This is a genomic window from Spirillospora sp. CA-128828 (assembly GCF_050945415.1).
GTDB lineage: Bacteria > Actinomycetota > Actinomycetes > Streptosporangiales > Streptosporangiaceae > Spirillospora.
Genome location: NZ_CP191986.1, coordinates 5,497,631 through 5,522,912, shown reverse-complemented (window position 1 = coordinate 5,522,912; position 25,282 = coordinate 5,497,631). Strand labels below are relative to the sequence as shown.

22 protein-coding genes are annotated in these 25,282 nt (G+C 70.6%); 9 read left to right on the top strand and 13 right to left on the bottom strand.

Annotation, left to right across the window (positions count from 1 at the left end; genetic code table 11):
• Positions 1–23: 23 nt before the first annotated feature.
• The 3 genes from ACQPXG_RS26945 to ACQPXG_RS26935 are packed head-to-tail and all read right to left on the bottom strand — an operon-like array spanning position 24 to position 4,728.
• On the bottom strand, positions 24–746 hold the full coding sequence (locus tag ACQPXG_RS26945; protein ID WP_433461901.1) for an ABC transporter ATP-binding protein: 723 nt from the start codon (positions 744–746) through the stop codon (positions 24–26).
• On the bottom strand, positions 743–3,463 hold the full coding sequence (locus ACQPXG_RS26940; protein WP_433461900.1) for an ABC transporter permease subunit: 2,721 nt from the start codon (positions 3,461–3,463) through the stop codon (positions 743–745). Before ACQPXG_RS26940 ends, ACQPXG_RS26945 begins: the two co-directional genes overlap by 4 nt.
• A gap of 8 nt (positions 3,464–3,471) precedes the next feature.
• Positions 3,472–4,728 carry an ABC transporter substrate-binding protein gene (locus ACQPXG_RS26935; RefSeq protein ID WP_433461899.1) on the bottom strand — a complete coding sequence of 419 codons (1,257 nt, stop codon included), beginning with the start codon at positions 4,726–4,728 and terminating at the stop codon, positions 3,472–3,474.
• Between the two features lie 187 nt (positions 4,729–4,915).
• Here ACQPXG_RS26935 and ACQPXG_RS26930 point away from each other — a divergent pair, with 187 nt between their 5' ends.
• Complete coding sequence (locus ACQPXG_RS26930) at positions 4,916–5,827, top strand: SDR family NAD(P)-dependent oxidoreductase (RefSeq protein ID WP_433461898.1); 912 nt, start codon at positions 4,916–4,918, stop codon at positions 5,825–5,827.
• A gap of 121 nt (positions 5,828–5,948) precedes the next feature.
• Here the strand turns inward: ACQPXG_RS26930 and ACQPXG_RS26925 are convergent, their stop codons facing one another.
• Positions 5,949–7,133, bottom strand: a complete 1,185-nt coding sequence (locus ACQPXG_RS26925) for an amidohydrolase family protein (protein ID WP_433461897.1) — start codon at positions 7,131–7,133, stop codon at positions 5,949–5,951.
• A gap of 109 nt (positions 7,134–7,242) precedes the next feature.
• On the opposite strand from ACQPXG_RS26925, the gene ACQPXG_RS26920 reads away from it, so the two are divergent.
• The 3 genes from ACQPXG_RS26920 to ACQPXG_RS26910 all read left to right on the top strand — a co-directional run bounded on the left by ACQPXG_RS26920 (position 7,243) and on the right by ACQPXG_RS26910 (position 9,844).
• Positions 7,243–7,767: a DoxX family protein gene (locus ACQPXG_RS26920; protein ID WP_433461896.1), complete on the top strand. Its 525-nt coding sequence runs from the start codon at positions 7,243–7,245 to the stop codon at positions 7,765–7,767.
• Between the two features lie 71 nt (positions 7,768–7,838).
• Positions 7,839–9,140, top strand: coding sequence for a phenylacetate--CoA ligase family protein (locus tag ACQPXG_RS26915; RefSeq protein ID WP_433461895.1), 1,302 nt, complete (start codon positions 7,839–7,841; stop codon positions 9,138–9,140).
• Positions 9,140–9,844 carry a hypothetical protein gene (locus ACQPXG_RS26910; RefSeq protein WP_433461894.1) on the top strand — a complete coding sequence of 235 codons (705 nt, stop codon included), beginning with the start codon at positions 9,140–9,142 and terminating at the stop codon, positions 9,842–9,844. The genes ACQPXG_RS26915 and ACQPXG_RS26910 overlap by 1 nt, the downstream gene beginning before the upstream one ends.
• A 186-nt stretch (positions 9,845–10,030) precedes the next feature.
• On the opposite strand, the gene ACQPXG_RS26905 is transcribed toward ACQPXG_RS26910, so the two are convergent.
• From ACQPXG_RS26905 to ACQPXG_RS26890, 4 genes are read right to left on the bottom strand one after another with little or no spacing between them, the layout of a single operon-like run.
• Complete coding sequence (locus ACQPXG_RS26905) at positions 10,031–11,167, bottom strand: acyl-CoA dehydrogenase family protein (RefSeq protein ID WP_433461893.1); 1,137 nt, start codon at positions 11,165–11,167, stop codon at positions 10,031–10,033.
• A complete protein-coding gene (locus ACQPXG_RS26900; RefSeq protein WP_433461892.1) occupies positions 11,164–12,480 on the bottom strand; it encodes an acyl-CoA dehydrogenase family protein in 1,317 nt (438 codons plus the stop codon). Before ACQPXG_RS26900 ends, ACQPXG_RS26905 begins: the two co-directional genes overlap by 4 nt.
• A gap of 41 nt (positions 12,481–12,521) precedes the next feature.
• Positions 12,522–13,667 (bottom strand): thiolase family protein, encoded by a 1,146-nt coding sequence (locus ACQPXG_RS26895; protein ID WP_433461891.1) that lies wholly within the window; start codon positions 13,665–13,667, stop codon positions 12,522–12,524.
• Entirely contained in the window at positions 13,667–14,116 is a 450-nt protein-coding gene (locus tag ACQPXG_RS26890) for a Zn-ribbon domain-containing OB-fold protein (protein ID WP_433461890.1), read from the bottom strand. Before ACQPXG_RS26890 ends, ACQPXG_RS26895 begins: the two co-directional genes overlap by 1 nt.
• Before the next feature lie 340 nt (positions 14,117–14,456).
• Between ACQPXG_RS26890 and ACQPXG_RS26885 the strand changes: the two genes are divergently transcribed.
• Positions 14,457–15,200 (top strand): FadR/GntR family transcriptional regulator, encoded by a 744-nt coding sequence (locus tag ACQPXG_RS26885; RefSeq protein WP_433461889.1) that lies wholly within the window; start codon positions 14,457–14,459, stop codon positions 15,198–15,200.
• 39 nt (positions 15,201–15,239) lie between these two features.
• Here ACQPXG_RS26885 and ACQPXG_RS26880 read toward each other — a convergent pair whose 3' ends face one another.
• The 5 genes from ACQPXG_RS26880 to ACQPXG_RS26860 form a co-directional block, all read right to left on the bottom strand.
• Positions 15,240–16,061 (bottom strand): enoyl-CoA hydratase/isomerase family protein, encoded by an 822-nt coding sequence (locus ACQPXG_RS26880; protein ID WP_433461888.1) that lies wholly within the window; start codon positions 16,059–16,061, stop codon positions 15,240–15,242.
• Positions 16,062–16,117: 56 nt separating this feature from the next.
• Positions 16,118–17,356: an acyl-CoA dehydrogenase family protein gene (locus tag ACQPXG_RS26875; protein ID WP_433461887.1), complete on the bottom strand. Its 1,239-nt coding sequence runs from the start codon at positions 17,354–17,356 to the stop codon at positions 16,118–16,120.
• Between the two features lie 40 nt (positions 17,357–17,396).
• Entirely contained in the window at positions 17,397–18,983 is a 1,587-nt protein-coding gene (locus tag ACQPXG_RS26870; RefSeq protein ID WP_433461886.1) for an acyl-CoA synthetase, read from the bottom strand.
• 43 nt (positions 18,984–19,026) lie between these two features.
• On the bottom strand, positions 19,027–20,145 hold the full coding sequence (locus ACQPXG_RS26865) for an acyl-CoA dehydrogenase family protein (protein WP_433461885.1): 1,119 nt from the start codon (positions 20,143–20,145) through the stop codon (positions 19,027–19,029).
• 82 nt (positions 20,146–20,227) lie between these two features.
• A complete protein-coding gene (locus ACQPXG_RS26860; protein WP_433461884.1) occupies positions 20,228–20,998 on the bottom strand; it encodes an enoyl-CoA hydratase/isomerase family protein in 771 nt (256 codons plus the stop codon).
• A gap of 98 nt (positions 20,999–21,096) precedes the next feature.
• Between ACQPXG_RS26860 and ACQPXG_RS26855 the strand changes: the two genes are divergently transcribed.
• The 4 genes from ACQPXG_RS26855 (at position 21,097) to ACQPXG_RS26840 (ending at position 25,261) form a co-directional block, all read left to right on the top strand.
• Positions 21,097–21,990 carry a crotonase/enoyl-CoA hydratase family protein gene (locus ACQPXG_RS26855; protein WP_433461883.1) on the top strand — a complete coding sequence of 298 codons (894 nt, stop codon included), beginning with the start codon at positions 21,097–21,099 and terminating at the stop codon, positions 21,988–21,990.
• Between the two features lie 121 nt (positions 21,991–22,111).
• Positions 22,112–23,662 carry an AMP-binding protein gene (locus tag ACQPXG_RS26850; RefSeq protein WP_433461882.1) on the top strand — a complete coding sequence of 517 codons (1,551 nt, stop codon included), beginning with the start codon at positions 22,112–22,114 and terminating at the stop codon, positions 23,660–23,662.
• Between the two features lie 34 nt (positions 23,663–23,696).
• Positions 23,697–24,851, top strand: a complete 1,155-nt coding sequence (locus ACQPXG_RS26845) for a thiolase family protein (RefSeq protein WP_433461881.1) — start codon at positions 23,697–23,699, stop codon at positions 24,849–24,851.
• On the top strand, positions 24,848–25,261 hold the full coding sequence (locus ACQPXG_RS26840) for a Zn-ribbon domain-containing OB-fold protein (protein ID WP_433461880.1): 414 nt from the start codon (positions 24,848–24,850) through the stop codon (positions 25,259–25,261). Before ACQPXG_RS26845 ends, ACQPXG_RS26840 begins: the two co-directional genes overlap by 4 nt.
• The last annotated feature ends 21 nt before the right edge of the window (positions 25,262–25,282 follow it).

Genomic DNA, 25,282 nt, shown 5'->3' with positions numbered 1-25,282 from the left:
CCGGACACGGCCCGCCGCCGACCTCAGGCGCCGATGTAGCTGGCGAAGAGATCGCCGCGGAGCAGCTCCCCCGGCTCGCCGTCGTAGCCGATCCGGCCGCGCCGCAGCACGTAGGCGTGTGTGGCGATCTGCAGCACCCGCTTGGCGAACTGGTCCACGACCAGCAAGGACACTCCGCGCGCCGCCAGACCCTCCAGGAACGCGAACACCTCGTCGACGATCACGGGCGCGAGGCCGAGCGACGCCTCGTCCACCAGCACCACCGCGGGGTCGCGCAGGAGCGCCTGCGACATGGCCAGCATCTGCTGCTGGCCTCCGCTCAGGGTGCCGGCGGTCTGGTCGAGGCGGCCCGACAGCGCGGGGAACGCCTCGGCCGCCCGCTCGACGGCGGTGGGCCCGCCGCGGGGCGCGGCCTGAAGCGCGAGGTTCTCCCGTACCGTGAGATTGCGGAAGATACCGCGCCCTTCGGGGATGTAGCAAAGCCCGCGTCCGGTGCGCCGGTGGGCAGGCAGCCCGCTGACGTCCTCGCCCAGCAACTCGATCCGGCCCGCCTGGACCCGGTTCAGCCCGGCGGCGGTCCGCAGCAGGGTCGATTTGCCGGCGCCGTTCGCTCCGAGCAGGGCGACCACCGCCCCTTTCGGCACGGTCAGCGAGACCCCGTGCAGGACGGTGGTCTCCTCGTAACCCGCCCGCGCCTCGTGCAGCGAGAGCACCGCAGGTCCGTCAACGGTGGCGGAGTCGCTCATCGCTTGGCCTCCTGGACGTTGTCGACGCCCTCGATCTCGCCCTCGCCCAGGTAGGCCGAGCGCACCAACTCCGAGGACCGGACCGCATCCGGGTCGCCCTCGAACAGCATCTCTCCGAAGTCCAGAACATGGATGTGGGCGCACACGCGCATCACGAGGGACATGTCGTGCTCGACCAGGAGGATGCCCACACCGCGTTCACGGACGACCTCCTTGAGCACCTCGGCGAAGCGCTCCGTCTCTTCCTGGTCGAGACCGGAGGACGGCTCGTCCAGCAGCAGCACGTCGAACCGGCCCGCCAGGCATCGCGCCAGCTCGACGAGCCGGCGTTCGCCGGTGGAGAGCTCCCCCGCCTGCCGGTCGGCCAGATGCGTGATGCCGCACAGCCGCATCGCCTCGACGGCGGCGGCACGGGTCCGCCGCCACTGCGCGCGCGGCGCGGCCAGTTGCGACCACGGGCGAACGCCGGCCAGGGCGCTCTCGTGGCCGAGCGAGACGTTGTCGGCCACGGTGAGCGAGTCGCACAGGTTCATGATCTGGAAGGTGCGGCCGAGCCCGGCGCGGCCCCGGGTGGCGGGCGGAGTCCGGGTGATGTCCCGGCCGTGCATGGTGACCCGGCCGGAGTCCGGTCTGATCAGGCCGGTGCCGGCGTTGAACATCGTGGACTTGCCCGCGCCGTTCGGGCCGATCAGACCGGTGATCTGTCCGGTGGGCGCGTGCAGGTCGACGCCGTTGACGGCGGTCACGCCGCCGAAGCGCACGGTCAGCCCGCGGATCCGGAAGCCGTCCCCCGAGCGGGCGCCGGCCGCCGGGGCGGTCTCCTGCGCGGAGCCGCCGCCGGCCGACGCCGCATCCGCGGTACGCCGCTTCCCGCCCAGCCGTTCCAGGGCCTTGCGGAGGCGCTCGGGCATGGGCGGAGTCCCGCCGGACATGGCCACCTGGACGGCGAACAACCCGAACGCGGCGTTGAGCCAGTAGCCGGTGTCCGCACCGGGGAGGTAGCCGGGGATGATCGCGGTCATCCCGATGAAGACCGCATACCAAGGCTCGGCGAACGGCGCGAGTGCCAGCGTCGCCAGCAGGATGATCGAGTGGAACGAGGTGTAGTGCACGTCGGTCGTCCCCGCCGAGTGCAGCGTCGCCCCGTAGAGGATGCCCGAGATCCCGGCCACGAACGCGGAGAGGCAGAAGACCAGCAGCTTGGTCACGTTGGTGCTGAGGCCCGCCGTCGACACCGCGACCGGTGCCTCGGCCATGCCGCGCAGCATGCGGCCCAGCCGCGCGCGCTGCACGGCGACGGCGCCCGCGCCGATCACCACGACCGTCGCGAGGACGAAGTAGTAGAAGGCGCGGTCGTCCTGCGCGAACGACGGCCGGGGCATGTCCCGGCCGTTGCTCAACGGGGTGAACATCCAGTTCAGCGGATACAACAGCCGTTCCACCATGATTCCGAAGCCCAGCGTCGCCAAGGCCAGGAAGAGCCCTGAGAGCCGGATCGCGGGCAGCGCGACGAGCGCGCCGACCGGTACCACGATGAGCGCGCCCAGCAGCATCGCCACCAGCCACGGCAGGCCGTGGTCCACGGCCAGCTGGGAGAAGGCGACGGCGCCGATAGCGCCGAAGGCCGCGTGGCACAGGGAGACCTGCCCCGAGGTGCGTACCAGGAGCCCAAGCGACAGGAACATCACGACCTGGGTGAGCCCGACGATGTAGAAGGTCAGCTTCGTGCCGGCGAAGAGCGGGACCGCCGCGAGCAGGGCCACCACCACGACCGCCGCCGCGAGCCGGACCCGGCCGGGCGCCCGCCACTGCGGCGGCGGCCGGTGTTCGACGGCGGACGGTGGCCGGAGCCTGCGCTTGGGGGTGAACAGCAGCGCCGCGACCAGGATCACGAAGGGCAGGCTGGACGGGACACCGGACAGCCAGCTCACGTCCACCAGGTACTTCTTGGTGATGTCGCTCGCCACGCCAAGCGCGAGGCCGCCGAGAAGTGTCAGCGGGATGTTGGTGAAGGCGCCCATCGCGGCGGCGCCGAACGCGGTGACCACCAGGAACGTCAGGGCGATCGGCTCCAGTCCCACCAGGGGCAGCAGCAGCACGCCCGAGAGCGCGGCGAACGTGGAACCGATGAGCCAAGCGATCCGCCGCACGCGTATCGGGCTGATGCCCTTGACGTCGAGGAGGTCTGGGTCGTCCACCACGGCGCGCATCGCCAGCCCGGTCCGGGTGAAACGGAACAGGGCCCACAGCGCGGCGACCGCGACGACGGCGATCGCCGCCGTGAACACGTACTTGTATTGCACGTTGACCGACCCGACCGAGAAGGCTCCCTCCGCGTTCGGCAGGAAGCTCTGCACCATGATGGGATCGGGGCCGTACTTGATCGTCCCAAGGCCCTGCACGAGAAGGATCAGCCCCGCGGTGCCGACGATCTTCATGGGCACCCGCTGCGGGGCCAGCCGGCGGGCGATCAGCTCCATGACCAGCCCCAGCAGGGGACCTGCCAGCAGCACGGTCACCGCCGCCGACACCTGCCAGCCGAGGCCCTGGTCGACGTGCAGCCAGTAGAAGACGTAGGCCGCGACAGTGGCGAGCGCACCGTGGCCGAAGTTGAAGATGCCGGACGTCTTGTAGGTCACGACCAGGCCGGTGCCGATCAGGCCGTACACGGCGCCGATCGCCAGCCCGCTGACGATGAAGGGGATCAGCTCTTGCATCACGAATCTCAGCCCGCGGTGGGGGCGGTCACGCAGTCGGTCTTCAGCGGGCCGCTGGTGACGCTGTTACCGGACGGGCCGGAGAGCGGGGCGCTGGTGAACTTGCCGTTCTCCAGCTTGTACAGCCACACGCAGTTGATCGCAGGGCCGTTCTTGCCCTCCGCGTAGGTCAGCTTCTGGGGCAGCAGGCCGCCGAGGTCCTCGTCCTTGAACGTGTGCAGACCGGCGATGATGTCCTTGCGGGCCGGCTTGTCGCCGACGTTCGCAGCGGCCTTGCGGGTCACCTCGAGAGCGGTCCAGACCGCGGTGGCGGCCGGGTTCTCGTGGTCGGCGTCCGGTGCGTACTTCTGCATGGCGTCGCGGAACTGCGTGACCGGCTGGTCGTCGGCCCACCAGGGGAAGCCCTGGAGACCGCCGGCGAGCTTGACGTTCGGCACCTTGGTGAGCTCGGCGTTGACCGAGCCGGCGGTGGCGCCGAAGTAGCCCTTGTACCCCTGGGCGGTGCAGTCGGAGATGAGCTTGTGGCCGGCCGCCGGGGCGATCGAGATCTGGAGGAAGTCGGTGCCCTTCTCCTTGAGCCGCAGGCACTCGGCCGTGTAGTTGGGCGCCGTCGTCGACACGGCGACCGATCCGGTGAGCTGGAGGCCCACCTGCTGCGCGGCCGGCCCGTACAGGGCGGTGGCCTCCTTGCAGGCGGCGACTTCGGCGCAGTAGGCGGAGCCCCACTTGGTGGCGCCGACCGCCTTGGCCGCGGCGAACTGCGCGAGCACGTTGCCGGGGAACGCCTGAGGCGTTGTGGGGAAGTAGTTCGGGTACCCGGTCCAGATCTTGGTCTGGTAGCCGGTCGCGCCGATGATGGGGACGTCCTGGCCGCCGAGCACGGCGGACACCGGCTGCTCGGTGTTGGCGGCTTCGGTGCTGATCGACAGCACCTGCGGATCCGCGAGGAGTTCCTTGGCGGCGGCCGTCGCGCTGGCGCCGTCGCTCTTGTCGTCCTTGATGATCACCTTGACCGGGTGCCCCGCGATGCCCTGGCCGGCGTTGACCCAGCGCTCCCACGCAAGGGCGGCGTCCGCTCCGCTCTTGCTCGACGAGGAGCTGGCCCCGGTCTTCGACACGATCATCCCGATCTTGATCTCGGACTTGGTGAGGGCGGGGTTGACGGTGCCGCCCGACGCCTCCTCGCCGGAATCGCCGCAAGCGGCGAGGGTGAGAGCCGCGGCGCTGAGGCAGACGGTTCCGAGCAGGCGAAATGGTCTGGTCATCAGGTGTCTCCCTCGTAGACGGGGCGCCGGTGACAGAAGGGCGGCGGCCCCGAGGATTGCTCCAGGGCGCGCGCCGGACTCAGAGCCGTGCGCGTGTGAGGAACGTAACAGTGCAACAAGAACAAGTAAAGAGATTCGTTATATATTTAACCTGTATCTACGGGACGTCATCCCTGGTGACGGCCTGATGAGGGCGGCATGGGCGACGCCGCTCCCCGCCTACGGCGAACGCCGATCGACCTGGGAGGCCGTGATGAACCATCGGGACGCGGAGAGGGCTCGCAGCAGGGCCGCGACGCTGCGGCTGCGCGGGGACCGGCTGCACGGGCGCTCCGCTCTGGTGGCCGGCGGGGGCGGTGGCCCGGACCCGGGCTTCCTCGGCACCGGGGCGGCCACCGCGGTTCTTCTCGCCGCACAGGGAGCCACCGTGGGCGTGCTGGACACCGACGCCGAGCGTGCGGGATGGACCTGCGCCCTCATTGAGCGGCAGGGTGGGCGCGCGCTGCCGCTCGCCGCGGACGTGACCGACGAAGCGGACGTGGAGCGCGCCGCGGAGCGTCTCGTGACCGAGACGGGGCGGCTCGACGTGCTCGTCAACAACACCGGCGTCACCGGCGGGGCCGTGAACGACCCGGATCGGCGCCGGTGGGACCGGGTCGTCGAGGTCAACCTGCGCGGGACGATGGTCACGTGCCGCGCCGCGCTGCCGTACCTGCGGGCGTCCGGTGGCGGCTCCATCGTCAACGTCTCCTCGGTCGCGGCCGTCCGCGCATTCGGGAGCGGCGCCTACGGCGCCTCAAAGGCGGGGGTGATCGCGCTGACCGCGGACCTCGCCTACGAGTGGGGCCGCTTCGGGATAAGGGTGAACTGCCTTGTGCCCGGCCACCTGCACACCCCGATCGGGAACCACGGCGGGGATGAGGGCCGCGAAGCGCGCCGCAAGGCGAACCTGCTGCAGATCGAGGGCTGCGCCTGGGACGTCGCCTGGGCAGCGCTGTTCCTCGCCGGTGACGAGAGCGGCTGGATCACCGCCGCCGTGCTGCCGGTCGACGCGGGTGCCACGGCCGTGACGGCACTGGGCATGCTGTCCCGGATGTGATCCTGACCGGAGTGCCGGTCTCCCGAGGCCCATGCGTAAGTCGCTCCACCCGATGCCGGCCGGCTCGTGGTGGAACGGCTTACGTGTTGTGGCGGGAATCCTGGTCCGTGGTCGGGCCCGGTCAGGAGGACAGCAGGGGCAGCGCGTTGTCGCGCAGGAACTTCCTGCGGTTCTCCTCGCCGAGGCCGGCGACCTTCTCGAAGTAGTCCCGCGGGTCGGCCATCCCCTCCGCGTGGGGCCAGTCCGAGCCCATGACCAGCGAGTCCGCGGTCCCGAGCCGGTCGACGAGGCCGAGGATGTCGTCCTCGGGGTAGGGGACGACCTTGACGTGCTGGTGGAACACGCGGCTCGGCCGCTCGGCGAGCTGTCCGCCGAGCCAGACGCCGTTGCGGCCCATGCCGCGGCTCTTGTCCATGTGCTTGAGGAAGTGCGGCACCCATTCGGCGCCGAACTCGCTGACCACGACGTTGATGTTGGGGTAGCGGCCGAAGAGGTTGTCGAAGATCAGCGCCGAGAGGGTGTCGGTGATGGGCCGCTCGCCGTAGGTGTTCTGCCACTGCCAGGCGGAGAACTGGAAGGGCGGGACGAGGCCCCAGCCCCAGTGCGAGGCGACGTTGGCCTGGTAGTGGAATTCGGAGATGTGGAAGGCGACGTGCGCCTTGGCCTCGTTGATCCGCGCCCAGAACGGGTCGAAGTAAGGGTCGCCCGGAGACCGGCCGTAGGCCGGGCCTGCGGGGAGCAGGATGAAGCGGGCGCCGGCGTCGAGCACCGCCTCCAGTTCGGCGACGGCGTGGTCGAGGTCGCGCAGCGAGAGCATGGCGGGGGCGTAGATGCGGTCCTTGTAGGCGAAGCCCCAGTCCTCGTTCATCCACCTGTTGAAGGAGCGCAGGTTGTCGTACAGCGGCTCGATGCCGTCGAGGTAGGCCTCGGCGAGCAGGCCCCAGCCGCCGGGGTACATCAGCGCCCGCTCGATCTCCTGCTCGTCCATCTTGGCCAGGCGGGCGTCCCGGTCGAGGTACTCGTCCTTCATCTCCTCGAAGAACCGCTCGGCGTCCACGGCGTCCCCCTGGGAGCGCTGCCGGAGCATCTCGGCCAGGGATCCCGGCACGTAGGCCTTGTCCAGGTGGTTCTCGAGGGCGTTGACGATCCGGTGGTTGGCCAGCAGGGCCTGGTCCCCGGAGGCGAGCGTCACCGGCTGGACGGCGGTGTCGAGCCTGTCCTTCGGCATGAAGCGGGTGAAGCAGTCCGTGGTCTCGTAGGAGTGGGTGTCGAAGTCGATCATCTGGTACGGGAGTGCGCCGCTCATCGGCCGTCCTCTCTCGCGCGGAAACGTGTGTCCTCAATATAGCTATATAAATAAAACTTGCTAGCGTTAACTCCCTCGAGGAAGCGTGTGAAGGGTGAGGTGATGGCGCATGACGTCGGTGGACGTGGCGGCTCTGCTGGTGCGCGGGGTCGTGGGGGCGACCATGATGGCCCACGGCTACAACCACCTGTGGGGAGGAGGTGGCCTGGCCGGAACGGCCCGCTGGTTCGGATCGATGGGGATGCGCCCCCCGAAACTGCACGCGTTGCTGAGCGGGGCGGGCGAGATCGCGGCGGGCGCCGCCCTGGTTCTCGGGCTCCTCACGTCGTTCGCCTGCGCCTTCGTGGTCGGGACGATGGTGGTCGCGGGGGTGGCCGCCCATCGCGGGAACGGATTCTTCGTGTTCAAGGACGGATACGAGTACGTGCTCGTCCTCGCCGTGGTCAACGTGGCCCTCGCCCTGCTCGGCCCTGGGCGGATCTCCCTCGACCGGGCGCTCGGGCTGGATCGCGTCCTGGACGCGGGTGCCGGAGCGCTGACCGCCGGCGGTGCGGGGGTGCTGGGTGCGCTGGTCCTGCTCGCCGCGACATGGCGTCCGGCGGGCGAGGGGGCGGCCACGGGTGCCGATAGCTGAGATTATTCAGCTGAATCAGTTGACTGATTTGAGTGATTCAGGTGATGATGCCCCGAGGACGAGGAGGGCACATGCCGGATGACAGATACCTGGAGCCCGAGGTGGAGACGATGCCTCGGGAAGCGCTCCGGGAAGTGCAGGAACGGCGGATCCTGGAGCTGCTGCCCGCCGTCTACGAGAACTCGTCCTTCTACCGGGAGCTGTGGGACTCCCACGGCGTGCATCCGCGGGACGTCAAGACCCTGGAGGATTTCCAGGAGCGGATCCCCTCCTTCAGCAAGGACATGTTGCGCGAGTACCGGGCGCGCTCCGGTGACTCGTACGGCGGACTGCTCTGCGTGGCGCCCTCCGAGCTGACCTCGATCACGTCCAGTTCCGGGACCACGGGAGATCCGGAGTTCTTCGCGGAGATCTGGGACGGAGCCCCGCCCCTGGTCACCGCCCAGCTGCGGGACCTGTGGGAGCTGGGCCTGAGGCCGGGCGACCGGGTGCTCAGCCCGCCGGGAACCTTCCGGAACCTCATGGACTACGGCTACCACGCCCTCGGGGCGGTGGTGATCTCGGCCGACACCTGGTTCGGGCGCATGCCGGAGACGCTGGAGGTTGTCCGGCGCTACCGGCCGGCGTACATCCAGCTCATGTACCCGCAGCTCGTCGAACTGGAGCACCTGGAGCACGAGCACGACCTTAAGGAGATCTTCTCGTCCCTGAAGGGGGCCGCGTGCGCAGGGCAGCCGATCAGCCCGCGGATGCGGCGGAAGGTGCAGGACGAGTGGGGCATCGAGCTGTTCGAGTACACGAGCGCGGCCGACACCGGTACCGCCTGGGAATGCCGCGAGCACGACGGCTTCCACCTGTGGGAGGACACGGTCTTCGCGGAGTGCCTGGACCCTTCGACCTACGAGCCGGTGGACGACGGTGCGATGGGCGAGCTGGTCGCCACCGACCTGGACAACCGGGCCGCGCCGCTCATCAGGTACCGCAGCGAGGACCTGGTGCGCCTCACCCGGAACGGTTGCGCCTGCGGGCGCACGCACGCGCGCATGTGGGTGGCCGGCAGGCGCGGCGACGAGACCGTGGTCCGGGGAAGGCCCGTGGTACTGCGCGATGTGTGGCAGGCCGTGGAGGCGGAACCGGAGACGGCGGCCGGGGTCTTCCAGATCGTCCGGTCTTCGCGCGAGGTGGAGCGGCTGCACGTCCGGGTGGGGTACGACCCGTCCGCCACCGCGGACACCGGTGACCTGGCCGAGCGCCTCCGCGAGGGCATCGGCAAGCGAACCGGTGTTGAACCGGATCTGGAACTGCATACCGAGGAGGAGCTGATGTCGACCGTGCGGAGCGTGGCGAAGTTCCCGAGGGTGGTGAAGCAGTGATGGTGCGCAGGGACACGCTCGCCCGCGCCTGCATGCTCGATCACCCGGCCACCGCGTACCTCGTCCCCGTCAAGCGGCCGGACGGCGTCGCGGAGTACGAGGTCACCTGGGACGACCTCGCCCGGGACGCCGCCTGGACGCAGGAGCGGTTGCAGGCACTGGGCCTCGAACGCGGTCACTGTGCCCTGGTGAGCTTCTCGGGTCACGAAGGAGCCTGGTTCCAGCCGGTCATCGAGGCGCTGCGCAACCTCGGGGCGACCTACGGGACGGCAGAGGCGATGGGGTGGGACCACGCGCGCACCAGGGTCTTCCATCGCGAGCTGGACCTGCACGCGCTGCTCGGACTCTCCGCCGACACCCTTGAGGCGCTGAGCGGCCAGGTCATGATCGGTGATCTCTTCCACGACACGCCGGTCATCCTGGTCCGTCCCGGAGCGGCCGAGCGGCTGCGCGCGGCCGGAGTGCGAGCGGGGATCATCGCTCCGCTGGGGCCGGCGCTGGCGATCGAGTGCGCGGAGCGCTCGGGCGCCCACGTCAACCGGTCGGAATGGCACGTGTCGGAACGGGACGGAGTCCTCGCCGTGGCCGCCGTCAGGGAGAAGCGCGGCACCGGCCTGGACGAGATCGTCCTGGACACGCGGGGCCGGGTTCTCACCGAGCGCTGCGGCTGTGGCAGCGACGACCCCCGTGTGGTCCTCGGCTGAGCGGGGACCTGAGCGGGCGCTGAGCGGGCATGGCCTGGCCCCGGACGATGCGGAAGCACCGTCCGGGGCCACGTCGTTTCCGTCGGCGGCATGAACACGCTGAGTCCGGCCCGATCGGCACGGCTCAGTCCGAACCGGTACGGCCCGCCGCAGGCGCGGCGGGCCGTACCGGGTGGCGTAGGGAGATCAGATTCCGAGCCGCTCCAGGAGCCGCTCGTGGGACGCGGACGGCCCCCCGAACAGCAGCTGTGCGGACTTGGCCCGGCGGAAGTACAGGTGCGCCGGGTGCTCCCAGGTGAATCCGATGCCGCCGTGGACGTGGATGTTCTCCGTCGCGGCGACCAGGTACGCACGGGAGCACGTCAGGTGGGCGGCGGCGGCCGCCGCGGCGAACCCCGCGTCCCCCAGGTCGGCGAGCCGCGCCGCCTCCCGCGCGGCGGCCTGTGCCAGCTCCACCTGGACCAGCATGTCCGCGCACTTGTGCTTGACCGCCTGGAAGCTGCCGATGAGGCGGCCGAACTGTACGCGGGTGCCCGCGTAGGCGGTGCTGCTCTCCAGGCACCGTGCCGCGCCACCGGCCTGCTCGGCGGCCAGTCCCACGGCGGCGAGGTCGAGGATGCGTGCCATCAGCCGCCCGCCCGCGCCGTCGGCGCCCACCAGCAGGGCGGGCGTGCGGTCCATTTGCAGCCGTGCCAGGGCCCTGGTCGCGTCCAGCGTCTCCATCGGCTCGGCGGTGAGACCCGGGGCGTCGCGGTCGACCGTGAAGAGGGACGGCCCCGCCGTGGTGCGCGCGATCACCAGCAGCAGGTCGGCCGACGTGCCGTCGATCACGAAGGACTTCGTGCCGGTCAGCTCCCACCCTCCGGCGGCGTCCTCGCTCCGCCGGACGGCCTTCGTGGTGATCTGCACCGGGTCCCAGGCGCCGGTCCGTTCCGCGACCGCGAGGGCGGCCGTCGTCGTCCCCGCCGCGATCCCCGGGAGGTGGCGGGCGCACGCGTCGGCGTCGCCCGAGGCGAGCAGCGCCTGGGCGGCGAGCACCACCGTCGCGAAGAACGGCGAGCAGACAAGGGCCCGGCCCATCTCCTCCAGTACCGCGCCCAGCGCGACGTGGCCGAAGCCGTCCCCGCCGTACTCCTCGGGGATCGCGAGCCCTGGCAGGCGGAGCTGCTCCGCCATCTGCGCCCACACCTGTGGGTCGTACCTGGGCTCGCTCTCCATCGCCTTGCGGACCGCCTCCTCCGGCGACTTGGCGTCGAGGAAGGACCGCACGGCGGATCGCAGCTCGTCCAGCTCCGTCTCGGAGAGTTCGGCGACCTCGCTCATGCCGTCTCCTTCCCGGACCCGGAACGGCGCAGCTCACGGAACGGCGACTTGGTGTCGATCCCCGGTTCCTTGGGCAGGCCGAGCACCCGCTCGGCGAGGATGTTCTTCATGATCTCTTCGGTTCCTCCGAGGATGCGCAGGGCGGGCGTGGCGAGCAGCAGCTCCGACCACGCGTAGGTGCCCCACTCGCCCGAGTCCGCGATGGCGCGCGGGCCGAACACGTCGGTGACCAGATGCGCGGCGCGGGTGAGGTTCTGGGCGTACATCAGCTTGGACACCGACATCTCCGGGCCGGGCGTCACGCCGGCCTGCATACTCCGCCTCGCCCGTGCGTTGAGGTGGTCGGTGGCCATCACGTCCGCCAGTAGTTCGGCCACTCGTCCCCGGACCCCGTGGTCGTCCAGCGTCCACGTGGCCCGCATCACCCCGGCCAGCCGTTCCGGTGACAGTGCCCCGGCGGCCGGCCCGCCGTCGTCGCCGCCGACGGTGGCGCGCTCGTTCATCAGCGTGGTGAGCGCAACCGTCCAGCCGCCGTTCACCTCGCCCAGCCTGTGATCGTCCGGAACCCGGACCTCGTTGAGGAACACCTCGTTGAAGTCGGATCCGCCGGTCATCTGGCGGAGCGGACGCACCTCGACACCCGGAAGGGTCATGTCGACCAGGAACGCGGTGATGCCCTTGTGCTTGGGGGCGTCGGGATCGGTGCGGGTCAGCGCCAGGCCGATCCGGCTGTGGTGCGCCACCGACGTCCACACCTTCTGGCCGCTGATGACCCACGTGTCCCCGTCGCGGACCGCACGGGTCTGCACGCTCGCCAGGTCGGACCCCGCCTCGGGCTCGCTGAACAGCTGGCAGGCGATGGCATCGCCCCGGTACATCTCGGGCAGCCAGCGGTCCTTCACGTGCGGCCGGGCGTGGGCGAGGATCGTCGGTCCGATCATGCCCAGGCCGACGACGCTGAGGACGCCGGTGTCCGGCACGCCGTACTCCGCCTCGACGGCGTTGTAGACCATCTCGTGCACCGGGGTCAGCCCCCGGCCGCCGTACTCACCGGGACCGGTGATCCAGCCGAATCCGTTCTCGTAGCGGGTGCGCTGCCAGTCCCGCGCCTCCTGGATCTTGCGCTTCTCCACCTCGGGCGGATCCGAGCTGAAGTAGGCCACCCGATCGTCGCCCGTACCCCAGGCGAACGACTTACCCTCTCCTTTGCCCGCTCCCACGCCCCCGGCCGCGGCGTGGGCGTCGAGGAAGGCGCGGACCTCGGCGGTGAACGCCGGCAGGTCGCCGACGCCGCCGTCGGTTTCGTGGGCCATCGGTGTGCTCCTTGGGCGATTCGCCGACCGCGTGGGCCGGGTCAGGTGGACAGGATGGTGACGGCGGAGACGCCGGGCGCCCCGTACAGGTGCGTGTAGCCGACCCGAGGCGAGCCGGGGACCTGCCGTGCTCCCGCGGTGCCGCGCAGCTGGTGCACGATCTCGTGGATCTGGCGGAGGCCGGACGCGCCGATGGGCTCGCCGTTGCCGATCAGGCCGCCGTCGGTGTTGACCGGGAGCCGGCCGCCGGGCTCGGTCGCCCCCTCGGCGATGAGGAGCTCCTGCTCGCCGTCCTTGCACAGCCCGTTCTCGGCCATGTGGATGATCTCGGAGCCGGCGTCGGTGTCCTGGAGTTGCGCGATCTGGACGTCCTCGGGGCCGATCCCCGCCGCCTCGTAGGCCGCCTGTGAGGCGTCCACGCTCGGGCTCGGCGCGTGCTCTCCGGCGGGCATCGCCGGGCTCTGCACCTCGAAGGCCCCCAGCCTCCGGCTGCGCAGGACGCTCGCCCGGACGCGCACAGGGGCGGACGTGTACTTGTGCGCCTGCTCCGCGCGGCACAGCACGACGGCCGCCGCGCCTTCGTCCGGGCCGCAGTACATGTACTGCCGGAGCGGGTGGTTCAGCATCGGGGACGCGAGGATCTCATCCACGGTCAGCGGCGTGCGCCGCCACGCCTTCTCGTTGCCGGCGGCGTTGCGGAAGTTCTTGGCGGCGACCCGGGCCAGTGTCCGCTCGGTGATGCCGTGGTCGTGCATGTAGCGGTTGATCTTCATGCCGAAGAAATGGGTCGTGAGGAACATGCCGGTCTGCCCGTACCAGTCGGGCAGGCCCGCGACCGAGGGGTCCGCCGCGAACGCGCCGCGCGGATGCTTGTCCATGCCGATGGCGATGGCGAGATCGTGCTCGCCGGTCTCGATGGCCCTGGCGGCCATCGAGACCGCGGTGCCGGCGGTCGCGCAGCCGTTGAACACGCCGCGCAGGGGGATGCCCGTCAGGCCGAGCCGGCCGACGATGGCGTCCGGGTTGGCCACCTCCAGGCTGCCGATGAAGCCGCCCTGGATCTGGGGCCACGTGACGCCCGCGTCCGCCAGTGCGAGCCGGACGGCCTCGGCGCCCATGTCCATGGCCGACTTCCCGGGGAAGCGCCCGAACGGGTGCAGCCCGACGCCGATGATGACCGCTTCCATCACGCCTCCTCAGCGGCGCCGGCCGGCGCGAACGCGAACGTCAGGATCTGCGTGCCGTCGTCGGCGACGCTGTAGGGGACGACCACCATGCGCATCGGCTGCCCGATGGTCAGGGCCGCCGGGTCGGGCTCGGTCAGCCGGGCCTCCACCAGGACACCGTCCGGCAGTTCGATATAGCCGACCGTGTACGGCTGGAAGGTCTCGGCGGTGTCGTAGCCGTCGTAGGGCGGGGACGGCGGGCGGAACCCCTGGGTCGTGAACGTCCACAGCGTCCCCTCGTTCGACAGCGGCCGGCGGGCGGTCTCCTCGCTGCCGCAGCGCGCGCACTGGCCGGCCGCGGGGAAGGCGACCAGCCCGCAGCCGGCGCACTGCGAGCCGATGAGTCTCGGGTCGTCGGAGGGCCAGGTGAAGAGCTCCTCGGCGACCGGCTTGGCCTTGGTCTTCGTCATCGACGACTCCTTCGTTCCGGGCCGAGCCCGGCGATGTCATCCCGTTCGCAGCGTATCCAGAAAGAGCTAGATATGTAAATTAGTTAGCCTTTTTGTGTTCTTGGTGACGATGATGGCCCGAAGAGGCCGGGAGGGGGCCTCCTGGAGTGGCCTGGATCACAAGGCGGGGGTCTTGACGGAAGCCGCCGCACAATGGGGGATCCTGATACTCTTGTTGCGCTAGTTGAAATCATCTGACTGTTCTTGCAAGGTGTCCGGAGGGGTGTCAGAAGTGGCTGAGGTAGCGCGGGCCGTTCCATCGACGGAGGTCTCCGCCGTCCCTGTCGCGGGGCGTGCGCGAGTGGGCCGTCGGGTCCGGGTGCCCAAGACGGCGGAACTCGTGGCGAGCGCGTTGCGTCGTCAGATCATCCGTGGCGAGCTGGCGGTGGACGACGTCCTGCCGTCGGAGTCGGCGCTGATGGAGCAGTTCGGGGTGTCGCGCCCCACCTTGCGTGAGGCGTTCCGGGTGCTGGAGTCCGAGTCGCTGATCACGGTGCGCCGCGGTGTCCACGGCGGGGCGCGTGTGAGCGCTCCCGATCCCGAGGTGGCGGCACGGTACGCGGGACTGATCCTGGAGTACCGCCACACATCGCTGGGCGACGTGTTCGGGGCGAGCGCGATCATCGAACCGGCGTGCGTGCGGGCGCTGGCGCAGAAGCCGCCGGCGGGCGCCGTCGCCCGGCTGCGGGAGGCGCTGGACGCCGAGAAGGCCGCGCTGGAGGATCCGGACGCCCTGGTGGAGGCCCAGGACCGGTTCCACGGGCTCTTGGTGGAGCTGACCGGGAACCAGACCCTGATCCTTCTGGCCGGGATGCTGAGGTACATCGTGGACCGCGCGAACGCGGCGCATGTCGCCGCGGAGGGCTCCGACCCCGAGCACGCGGCGCAGGCGCGCAAGGGGCACCGGGCGCATGTGCGGCTGGTGAACCTCATCGAGGCCGGCAAGGCCGAGGAGGCGGCCAAGCTGTGGCATCGCCACATCACCGCGGCCGACGACGTGGTCAATTCCGCCGGGCCCAAGACCCTCCTCGAACTCATCGACTGACCGCGTCGTCCTCCGCCGCACACGCGCCGTCCCGTCCGCTCAGAGGTCGAGCGGGCTCTTCCGCCCCACCGCCTCGAAGTCGGGACGGCGCTTCTCCCTGTGCGAGGCCACGCCCTCCAGGACCTCCGGCCCGCCGAACCCGAGGAACTCGAGGCCGAGGGAGGCCTCGAAGATCGGGGAGGCGGAGCGGTACCAGTGGTTGAGGGAACGCTTGGTCCAGCTGATGGCGCTGACCGAACCCGCGGCGAGGCCGGTGGCCACGCGCAGGGCCTCGTCCTGCTCGCCGCCGTCGTCGACGCACTTGGACACCAGGCCGATCCGCTCGGCCTCCTCACCCGTGAGCGCCTCGCAGGTCAGCAGGTAGTACTTGGCCTTGGCCATGCCGCACAGCAGAGGCCAGCAGATGGCGGCATGGTCACCCGCGGCGACGCCCAGCCGGGTGTGCCCGTCGACGATCTTCGCGGTGCGGCCGGCGATGGAGATGTCCGCCATCATGCCGATCACCAGCCCGGCTCCGACAGCGGGCCCTTGAATGGCCGACACCACCGGCTTGGCGCAGTTCAGCACGCCGTAGACCATGTCGCGGGCCTCCCGCATCACGCGGACGCGCACCGCGTAGTCCTCGACCATCGCCTCGATGGAGTCGAAGGTGCCTCCGGCGGAGAACGCCTTGCCTGCGCCCTGGACCACGACGGCGCGCGTCTCCGCGTCACGGTCGATGACCGGCCACACGTCGGCCAGTTCGCGGTGCATCCGCGGGCCCACGGCGTTGAGGTTGGGGGCGTCCAGGACGAGCCGCAGCACGCCGGCGGCGGGACGGTCGAACTTCAGCGAGCCGAACCCGTCGTAAAGGTCGGTCATGGCATCTCCAATTCAGGGGGAACGGTCGGTGTGCGGGCCTGTGCCCCGAGGGCCTCCTAGGCCGGACGCGGCTCGCGCGGCAGGCCGAGCACCTTCTCGGCGAGGATGTTGCGCTGCACCTGGGAGGTGCCGGCGTAGATCGTCCCGGAGCGGGCGATCAGGTACGTGGCCGCCCAGGAGCCGGAGGAGTTCGCGGCGCCGGGATCGTCGGTGCGGTAGGTCCGCAGCGGTGGCCGGCCGGCGGGCACCTGGGCGTGCATGCCCATGATGTCCATGGCCAGGTCGGTGACCTGGAGGTGGTACTCGCTCCAGTAGAGCTTGGCGATGGACGACTCGGGGCCGGGCTCGCCGCCCTTGAGCCAGCCGGTCAGGATCCGGTAGCCCAGATGGCGCATGATCTCCACCTTCGACCAGCACCAGGCGATGCGCTGGCGGATCACGGGATCGCGGTCCCTGCCGTACGTCCGCGCCAGCTCGACCAGCCGTTCGAGTTCGGCCTTGAAGAGGATGGGGTTGGTGGCGGCCTCCTCGCCGCGTTCGACGCCGAGCAGGCTCTGGGCCACCGTCCAGCCGTTGCCGGCTCCTCCCACGACGAGGTCGGCCCGGGTGCGCGCCCCGGTGAAGAACACCTCGTTGAAGTGCATCTGCCCGCCGGCCATCCGGAACGGCCGCACCTCCACGCCAGGCTGGTCCAGCGGCACCAGGAGGAACGAGATGCCGCGGTGCTTGGGAGCCGCCTGGTCGGTCCGGGCCAGGACGAAGATCCAGTCGCTGTGGTGGGCTCCGGAGGTCCACACCTTCTGCCCGTTGATGACCCACTCCCCGCCCGCCTCACCGTCGCCCTTGTCCAGGTCGGCGCGGGTGGTCAGCGAGGCCAGGTCGGATCCGGCGTCCGGTTCCGAGTAGCCCTGGCACCAGGTGTCCTCGCCGCTCAGGATGCGGGGCAGGAAGTGCTTCTTCTGCTCCTCCGTGCCCCAGCGCAGCAGCGTGTTCGCCAGCATCTTGACGCCGAAGGTGTCCTGCGGCAGGCCGAAGGGGACGCCGGCGCGGGCCAGTTCCTCCACGAGCACGACCTGGTGCAGTTTCGAAAGGCCGCGGCCCCCGTACTCCTCCGGCCAGGCGATCGACAGGTAGCCGCGTCCGGCGAGCAGTTCACGCCATCGCCGGGCGAACTCCCACGCGGCCTCCTCGTCCAGTGCTCCGATTCCGGGCCAGTCCGCCGGAAGGTGCTCGGCGAGGAAGCCCTTGACCTCCGCCCGGAACGCCTCGGCCTCGGGCGGGTAGCTGATGTCCACGGAGCCCTCTCTTCACCTCATGAGTAGTTAGATGATTGTACTAGTTAGTTGATTCCGAAGCTCGGACGGGCTCGTTCCCCGGCCGGGTGAAGGTGCCCGGCCCGATGCCGAAGCGCTGCTTCAAGGGCTCCTTGCGGATCTTTCCCGCCGGGGTGCGCAGCGGCTCGCCGGTGAACTCGATCGAGCGCGGGCACTTGTAGCCCGCCAGGTGCGCCCGGCAGTGCTCGAACAGCCGCCCGGCCGTGTCCGCGTCCGCCGGCCGCCCCTCCTCCAGCTGGACGACCGCCTTGACCTGCTCGCCCATCTCCGGGTCCGGTACGCCGAGGACGGCGGCGTCGGCGGCGTCGGGATGGTCGACCAGGACGTTCTCCACCTCCTGCGGGTAGATGTTGACCCCGCCGGAGATGATCAGGTTGATGGCACGGTCCGTCAGGTAGAGAAAGCCGTCCTCGTCGAGCCGGCCCATGTCCCCGACCGTCCGCCATCCTCGGCGGTTCGTCGCCGCGGCGGTCTTGCCCGGGTCGCCGCGGTACTCGAACGGCGTGCCGCCCTCGAACCAGACCACGCCCACCTCGCCGGGCGGGAGTTCACCGCCGTGCTCGTCGAGGACGTGCGGACGCCCCATGAGCGGCCGTCCGACCGAGCCCGGCTTGCGCAGCCACTCCTCGGAGGTGATCGCGGTCGCGCCGATGCCCTCGGTCGCCGAGTAGAACTCGAACAGGATCGGCCCCCACCACTCGATCATCCGGCGCTTCACCGGCACCGGGCAAGGCGCCGCGGCGTGCACCGCCCAGCGCAGGCTCGACAGGTCGTACCGGTGGCGGGCCTCCCCGGGCAGCTTCAGCATGCGGACGAACATCGTCGGCACCCATTGGCCGTGCGTCACCTTGTGCCGCTCGATCAGCCGAAGCGTCTCCTCGGCGTCGAAGCGCTCCATGACGACAACGGTCGATCCCGTGCGGTGGCAGGCCATCGACCAGGCCAGGGGAGCGGCGTGGTAGAGCGGGGCGGGGCACAGGTAGACATCGCCCGGCCGCATGCCCAGGGACTCGCGGAGCCAGTGCCCGGGGACGTCCGGGTGGGTGCCCATGGGGGTCGCGCGCACCTCACGGCGGATGCCCTTCGGGCGTCCGGTCGTCCCGGACGAGTAGAGCATGATGTCGCCCTCGCACTCGTCCGGGATCGGGGTCTCCGGCATCCCTTCGAGAGCCTCCTCGTACGCCTCCCAGCCCGGGATCGTGCCACCGATCATGAGCCGTCGCTCGATGCTCGGGAGTTCTCCGGGGCGCAGGGCCTCGGCGGTTCCGGCGAGATCCCGCGTCGCCGCCACGACCCTGGCGCCGCTGTCACCGACGATGTAGGCCGACTCCTCGGGAGTGAGATGGTGATTGACCATCGTCAGCTGGAGCCCCGAGCGCTGGGCCGCCCAGGCGAGATCGAAGACCTCGGGCCGGTTCCCGCTCAGCACCGCCAGCGTGTCGCCCGGCCGCAGCCCCTGGCGGCGGAGCAGGTGGGCGATGCGGTTGGAGCGGCCATCGAGGTCGCGGTAGGTCACGACTTCGCCGGACCCGCCCATGATGACGGCCGGCAGTGCGGGGGACGATTCGGCGAACGTTCCTGGATACATGGTCCCTCCTGGTGGTTCCCGGTTCCTGGACGTGATGCCGCGGTCACAGGCCGATCGCCTCTGCCAGCAGTTCCCGGTGATAGGCGGAGTCGCCCAGCAGGAGTTGCGAGGTCTTCGCGCGCTTGAAGTACAGGTGCGCGGGGTGCTCCCAGGTGAACCCGATGCCGCCGTGAACCTGGATGTTGTCCTGGGTGGCCTTCACACACGCGTCCGAGCAGAACGCCTTGGCGAGGCTCGCCGCCGCCGGCAGGTCCGGATCGCCGTTCTGCGCGGCCAGCAGAGCGGCGTAGGCCGCCGCCCTGGCGGACTCGACCTCCAGGAGCACATCGGCCAGGAGATGCTTGACGGCCTGGAAGGAACCGATCGCCCGGCCGAACTGATGCCGCACCTTCGCGTACTCCACCGCCATGTCCAGTGCCCGGGAGGCCACGCCGACCTGCTCGGCCGCCAAGGCCGCGGCGCTGTGGTGCAGAACCAGTTCGACGAGTTCCCATGCGTCGCCCCGGGTGCGCAACCGATGCGCCCAGACGCCCTGGTACTCAAGGCGGGCCTGCCGCCGTGTGGGATCGAGCGTGGGCAGGACGGTGCGCGTGAGCCCGGTGGCGTCACCGTCCACCCGGAAGAGGCCGATCCCGTCGGCGGTCCGTGCCACGGTCAGGACGATGCCCGCCTGCGCGCCGTCGAGGACGAAGGTCTTGTGCCCGTCGAGCAGCCAGCCGCCGTCCTGGCAGGGGCGGGCCGCCAGCGTGACGCCCTGGCGGTCCCACCGTGCCGAATCCTCGGTCAGCGCCAGCGTCCCGATGCGCTCCCCAGCGGCCAGGGCGGGGAGGAGTTCCGAGCGAGCCCCCTCATCGTCGCTGTGCAGCAGCGCGGTCGTGGCCTGCACCGCGCTGGCCAGGTACGGCGCGCACAGCAGGGCGCGTCCCATCTCCTCCATGACCAGCCCGATCTCGACGGGACCGGCGCCCGCACCGCCGTGGCGCTCCGGCACCGCGAGCCCCTGCAGGCCGAGTTCGGCTCCCATCCGCTTCCACAGCGCGGGGTCGTACCCGGCTTCGGTCTCCATGACGCGGCGCATCTCGGATTCCGGCGCCGTGGCCTCCAGGAACGCGCGCACCGTCCGGCGCAGCTCCTCCTGGGCCTCGTCGAAGGCGAAGTCCATTTCCACTCCTGACGCGATCGGTGTGCCGCGGTGTGACGGCGAATCGGGCGAGCCCTGCGGGCAGGCTCCAGAACGTGCCGGATCAGCCCTTGGACAGGAGCTTCTGGACGATCTCGACGTGATCACGGGAGTGCATGCTCTCCCGCTCGGCGATCAGTGCGGCCTCCTGGACGCTCGCCATCGCCTGCTCCAGATGGAGGTTCACTGCTCGCTTGGTATCGCGCAGCGCCTGGACGGGCAGTTCCGCCAGGCGCCGCGCGAGCTTCATGGCCTCCTCCAGCACCGCGTCCTTGGGGACGACCGAGTTGGCGAGCCCCAGCCGGACGGCGTCCTCGGCATCGACCTTGCGGCCCAGGAAGAGCAGTTCCTTCGCGCGGGCCAGCCCTACGATCAGCGGCAGCACCAGCGCTCCGCCGTCGCCCGCGACAAGGCCCACCTGGACGTGCGGGTCGGCCAGGTGGGCGCCCTCCGCGATGAGCACGAGGTCGCTGAGCAGGGCGAGGCTGCAGCCCAGCCCGACCGCGGGGCCGTTGACGGCCGCGACCACGGGCAGGGGGCAGCGCACCATGCCGGTGACGATCCGGCGGGCCTCGTTGACATTCTGGTCCCGGAACGCCGCGTCGCGCTGAACCCGGGTCATCACCTCGAAGTTGCCGCCGGCGCTGAAGGCGCGCCCGCGCCCGGTGAGCACGACGGCGCGGGCCCCGGGGTCGGCCGCGATGCGGTCCCACACCTCGGCGAGCGCGGTGTGCAGGCCCTCGCTCGCCGAGTTCAGCTGGTCGGGACGGTTCAGCTCCACCAGCCGGATCGGCCCGTGGGCGGTCACCGCCAGGTCGGGGGACAGGCCGTACATCGGACCTCCACATGGGTTGCTCGTCAAAGGTCAGCATAGTTGAATGGTCTAACTAAATATACGAAAGAGCGTTTGATGTTCGCGATGGAGGGGTGGCCGTGACCGGAGGAGCCCGGCGGGAGTGCCGGACGCTGCTGACCGACGTGACGGACCATGTCCTGACGGTCACGCTCCATCGTCCCGACCGGCTGAACGCCTTCACGCCGCGCATGATGGACGACCTCCTCGCCGTGCTCGACGAGGCGGACCGCGAGGACGAGGTGCGCGCCGTGATCGTCACCGGTGCGGGACGGGCCTTCTGTACGGGCGCCGACGTGAGCGCGGGTGGCGGTTCCTTCGACCATCGCGAGGCGGGCCCCTGGCACCGGGACATCGGCGGCCGGCTGGCCCTGCGCCTGTACGCGTCGACGAAGCCGGTGATCGCCGCGATCAACGGCCCCGCGGTGGGCGTGGGGGCGAGCATGACCCTGCCGATGGACATCCGGCTCGCCTCCGAGACGGCGCGCTTCGGGTTCGTCTTCGCCCGCCGCGGGATCGTCCCCGAATCGGCGTCCAGCTGGTTCCTGCCGAGAGCGGTGGGGGTGCAGCGTGCGATGGAGTGGGTCGCCACCGGGCGGCTGTTCGGCGCCGGAGAGGCGCACGCCGCCGGTCTGGTCCTGTCCGTGCATGAGCCGGACGAACTGCTGCCCGCCGCTCGCGGGATCGCCCGTGAGATAGCCGACAACACGGCGCCGGTGTCGGTCGCGCTCGCCCGCCAGATGATGTGGCGGATGCTCGGTGAGCCGCACCCCATGACGGCGCACCGGCTCGACTCCCGGATCATGAGCCAGATCGGCGGCGGCCCGGATCCGGTCGAGGGCATCGAGTCCTTCCTGGCCAAGCGCCCGCCGGACTTCCCGGGGCGGGTCAGCTCCGACATGCCGCCGATCTATCCGTGGTGGGAGGACGAGGAGTTCCGGCCGCTGGACGAGGGGCGCGAGCGCCGTCCCTGACGATCGGCGCCACCCTGCCGACTGTGGCTATTTCAGCTAAATAGTTATACTATTCAAGCGGTTATCGCCCATTGAGTCCGCCCTCGCCCGTACAGGAGTGCCTGTGACCACGATCCGTCGCATGACCTTCGGTGATGTGATCCGCGAGCATCGCCGTTCCTACGCCGGCGCCGACGCGCTCGTCGACGGCGACCTGCGTCTCACCTGGTCCGAGCTCGACACCCGGACCGACCGGCTTGCCAACGCGCTCACCGGCGCGGGCGTGCGGACGGGAGACCGGATCCTGTGGCTCGGCCAGAACTCGTTCCGCGTCTACGAGCTGCTGGGCGCCGCGGCCAAGATCGGCGCCATGGTCTGCCCCGGCTACTGGCGCTGGGCGGTGCCGGAGATGGTCTTCGCGATCGAGGACTTCGATCCGAAGGTGATCGTCTGGCAGCAGGAGGAGATCGGCGAGACCGTCGAGAAAGCGCGCGCCGAGGTGGCCGGCGATACGGCACTGTGGCTGCGCCACGACGGTGACGGCGACGACGGGTACGAGTCCTTCCTCGCGTCCGGCGCCGACGAGGACCCCGGCCTGGAGGTCGATCCCGACACCGCGCTGATGGTCATCTACACGGCGGCGATCAGCGGCCGGCAGTGCGGGTCGATGCTCTCGCATCGCAACCTGCTGGCGATGGGCACCAGTTCCGCCTGGATGGGCGACATCGGCCAGGAGGCGGCCTTCCTCAATGCCGGCCCGATGTTCCACATCGGCAACTACCAGATCTGGGGAATGCCGGTGTTCGTCCACGGCGGTAAGAACGTCGTGGTACGCCGTGCCGAGCCCGAGCACCTGCTCCCGCTGCTCGTCCGTGAGCGGTGCACGCATGCCTACCTCATGCCGCCGACCATCGCCCGCCTCGTCGAGCTCAACAAGGACGCGGGGCACGACCTGTCGTTCCTGCGGGCCAGCATCGCCCCGCAGTTGTGGCAGGGCATGGCGACCACCGACACCAGCCGCTTCACCCGCAACGGCGGCGGCGAGGGCCGCGTCTACGGGCAGACCGAGGTGACCGGGCTCCCCGTCACGTCGGCGTTCGGGGGAGCCGGCATTGGGAACGCGGGCCGGCCGGGCCCGTTCGCGATGGTCCGGATCCTGGACCGCGATGGCCGGGAGTGCGCGGCCGGCGAGGCCGGGGAGATCTGCGTGCGCGGGGATCTGGTGCACCTGGGGTACTGGAACCGGCCCGAGATCAACGCCGAGCGCTTCCGGCACGGCTGGTGGCACACCACCGACCTCGGCCGAAGAGAGAGCGACGGCACGATCAGCTTCCTCGGCACCACGACCCGGATGCTCAAGTCCGCGGCCGAGAACATCTTCCCCGCCGAGGTGGAGAACTGCCTGGAGTCGCATCCGGCGGTGCGCGAGGCGGCGGTGATCGGTGTCCCGAACGAGCGCTGGGCGCAGGACGTCAAGGCGGTCGTGGTCCTCCACGACGGCGCCGAGGCCGGAGCGGACGAGCTGGTCGGGCACTGCCGCGAGCGCATCGCCTCGTACAAGAAGCCCAAGACCGTCGAGTTCCTCGACGCGCTTCCCCGTACGGCAGCGGGTGCCAAGGACTACGACGCGCTGGACGAGCGCTTCGGCGGCGGCGGCTACCCCGGCGCCGACACTCTCGGGGCGGGCCGCTGATGAGCCTCATGCCCGGCACCGGGGAGGCGGTGTGATGCCGCGCCAGGCCGTGGTCGTCGGCGTTCACGCCACGGAGCAGGCACTGTCGCTGCCGCACCGGACCGCGATGGATGTGGCGCTGGAGGCGGTGCGCGGGGCGATCTCCGATGCCGGACTGACCCCGGCGGACATCGACGGCGCCCAGCTCGACTGGCCGGGCCCCGGCGGCGTCGCGGGCGAGGGGAGCTCCTGGGCCCGCCTGTTCGGCCGGGACCTGCGCTGGACCAGCGACTCCATGCTGGACAATGCCGGTGCCCGCGGCTTGCTGAAGGCGGCCGCGGCGGTCACGGCGGGCTATGCAGAGACCGTCGCGGTGGGCGGCTGCCGCCTGGTGTCGCGCGGGCCGGAGAACGCGCCCGTGGGCGCCGGCGCGCCCCTGGAGTTCACCGACGTCTGGGGCTCCTACGTCGTCGCGCAGTTCGCCCTGATCGCCGCGCGGCACATGCACGAGTACGGCACCACCTCCCGCCAGCTCGCCGAGGTGGCGGCCACGATCCGCAACAACGGCTCGTCCAACCCCGAGGCGATGATGCACGGGAAAGGGCCCTACACCGCCGAGGACGTGCTCGCCTCCCGCATGGTCGCCACCCCGTTCCACCTCCTCGACTGCTGCATCGTCGGCGAGGGCGGCGCGGCGTTCGTGGTGACCACCGCCGAGCGCGCCAGGGACCTTCCGTGCACCCCGGTGGCCGTGCTGGGCGGGGGGATGGAGTACCACCAGGCGGCCTACGCCAACCCGGCCCTCTACCGGGAGGTCGGGCAGATCGGCCGGGACGCCTCGACCCGCGCCTACGGGACGGCCGGGGTCAACGCGCACGACATCGACGTCTTCTCGCTGTACGACCCCAACTCCTTCGAGATCATCCGCCAGCTTGAGGCCCTGGGAGTCTGCGCGGAGGGGGAGGGCGGACCGCTCGCGGAGAGCGGGGCCATCGCCCTGGACGGCAAGCATCCGGTGAACCCGGACGGCGGCTGCCTGTCCTACGCCTGGAACGGAACCCAGCAGATGACGCTCAAGGTCGTGGAGGCCGTCCGGCAGCTGCGCGGTACGGCGGTGCACCAGATCGAGGACGCGCGGCTCGCCGTGGTCGGCAACGCGGGCTCGGGTGCGCAGCACTACGAGATGGCCGTGCTGGGGGAGGCCCGATGAACCGGCCGCTGCCCGTGCCGACGCAGCTCACCCAGCCCTTTTGGGAAGGGACCCGCCGGGGAGAGCTGCGGATTCCGCGCTGTGCCGACTGCGGGGAGCGCTTCTTCGTTCCCGAGCCCGTCTGCCCGGGTTGCATGTCGGAGAACTGGAGCTACGAGCCGTCCAGCGGGCGCGGGAGCGTCTACTCCGTGACGGTCGTGCACCGGGCGCCCGGCCCTGGCTTCGAGGTGCCCTTCGCCCTGGCGGTGATCGACCTCGACGGCGGCGGAACGCTGCTCTCCCACGTCGTGGACGTGGAGCCGCACTCGGTGGCGATCGGAACCCGGGTGCGGGTCTCCTTCCGCGCGCTCGACGACATCATCACGTTGCCGTGCTTCGTCCCGGAGGATCACTCCGACCCTCAAATATAGTCAAATCATTAGACTGTTTTC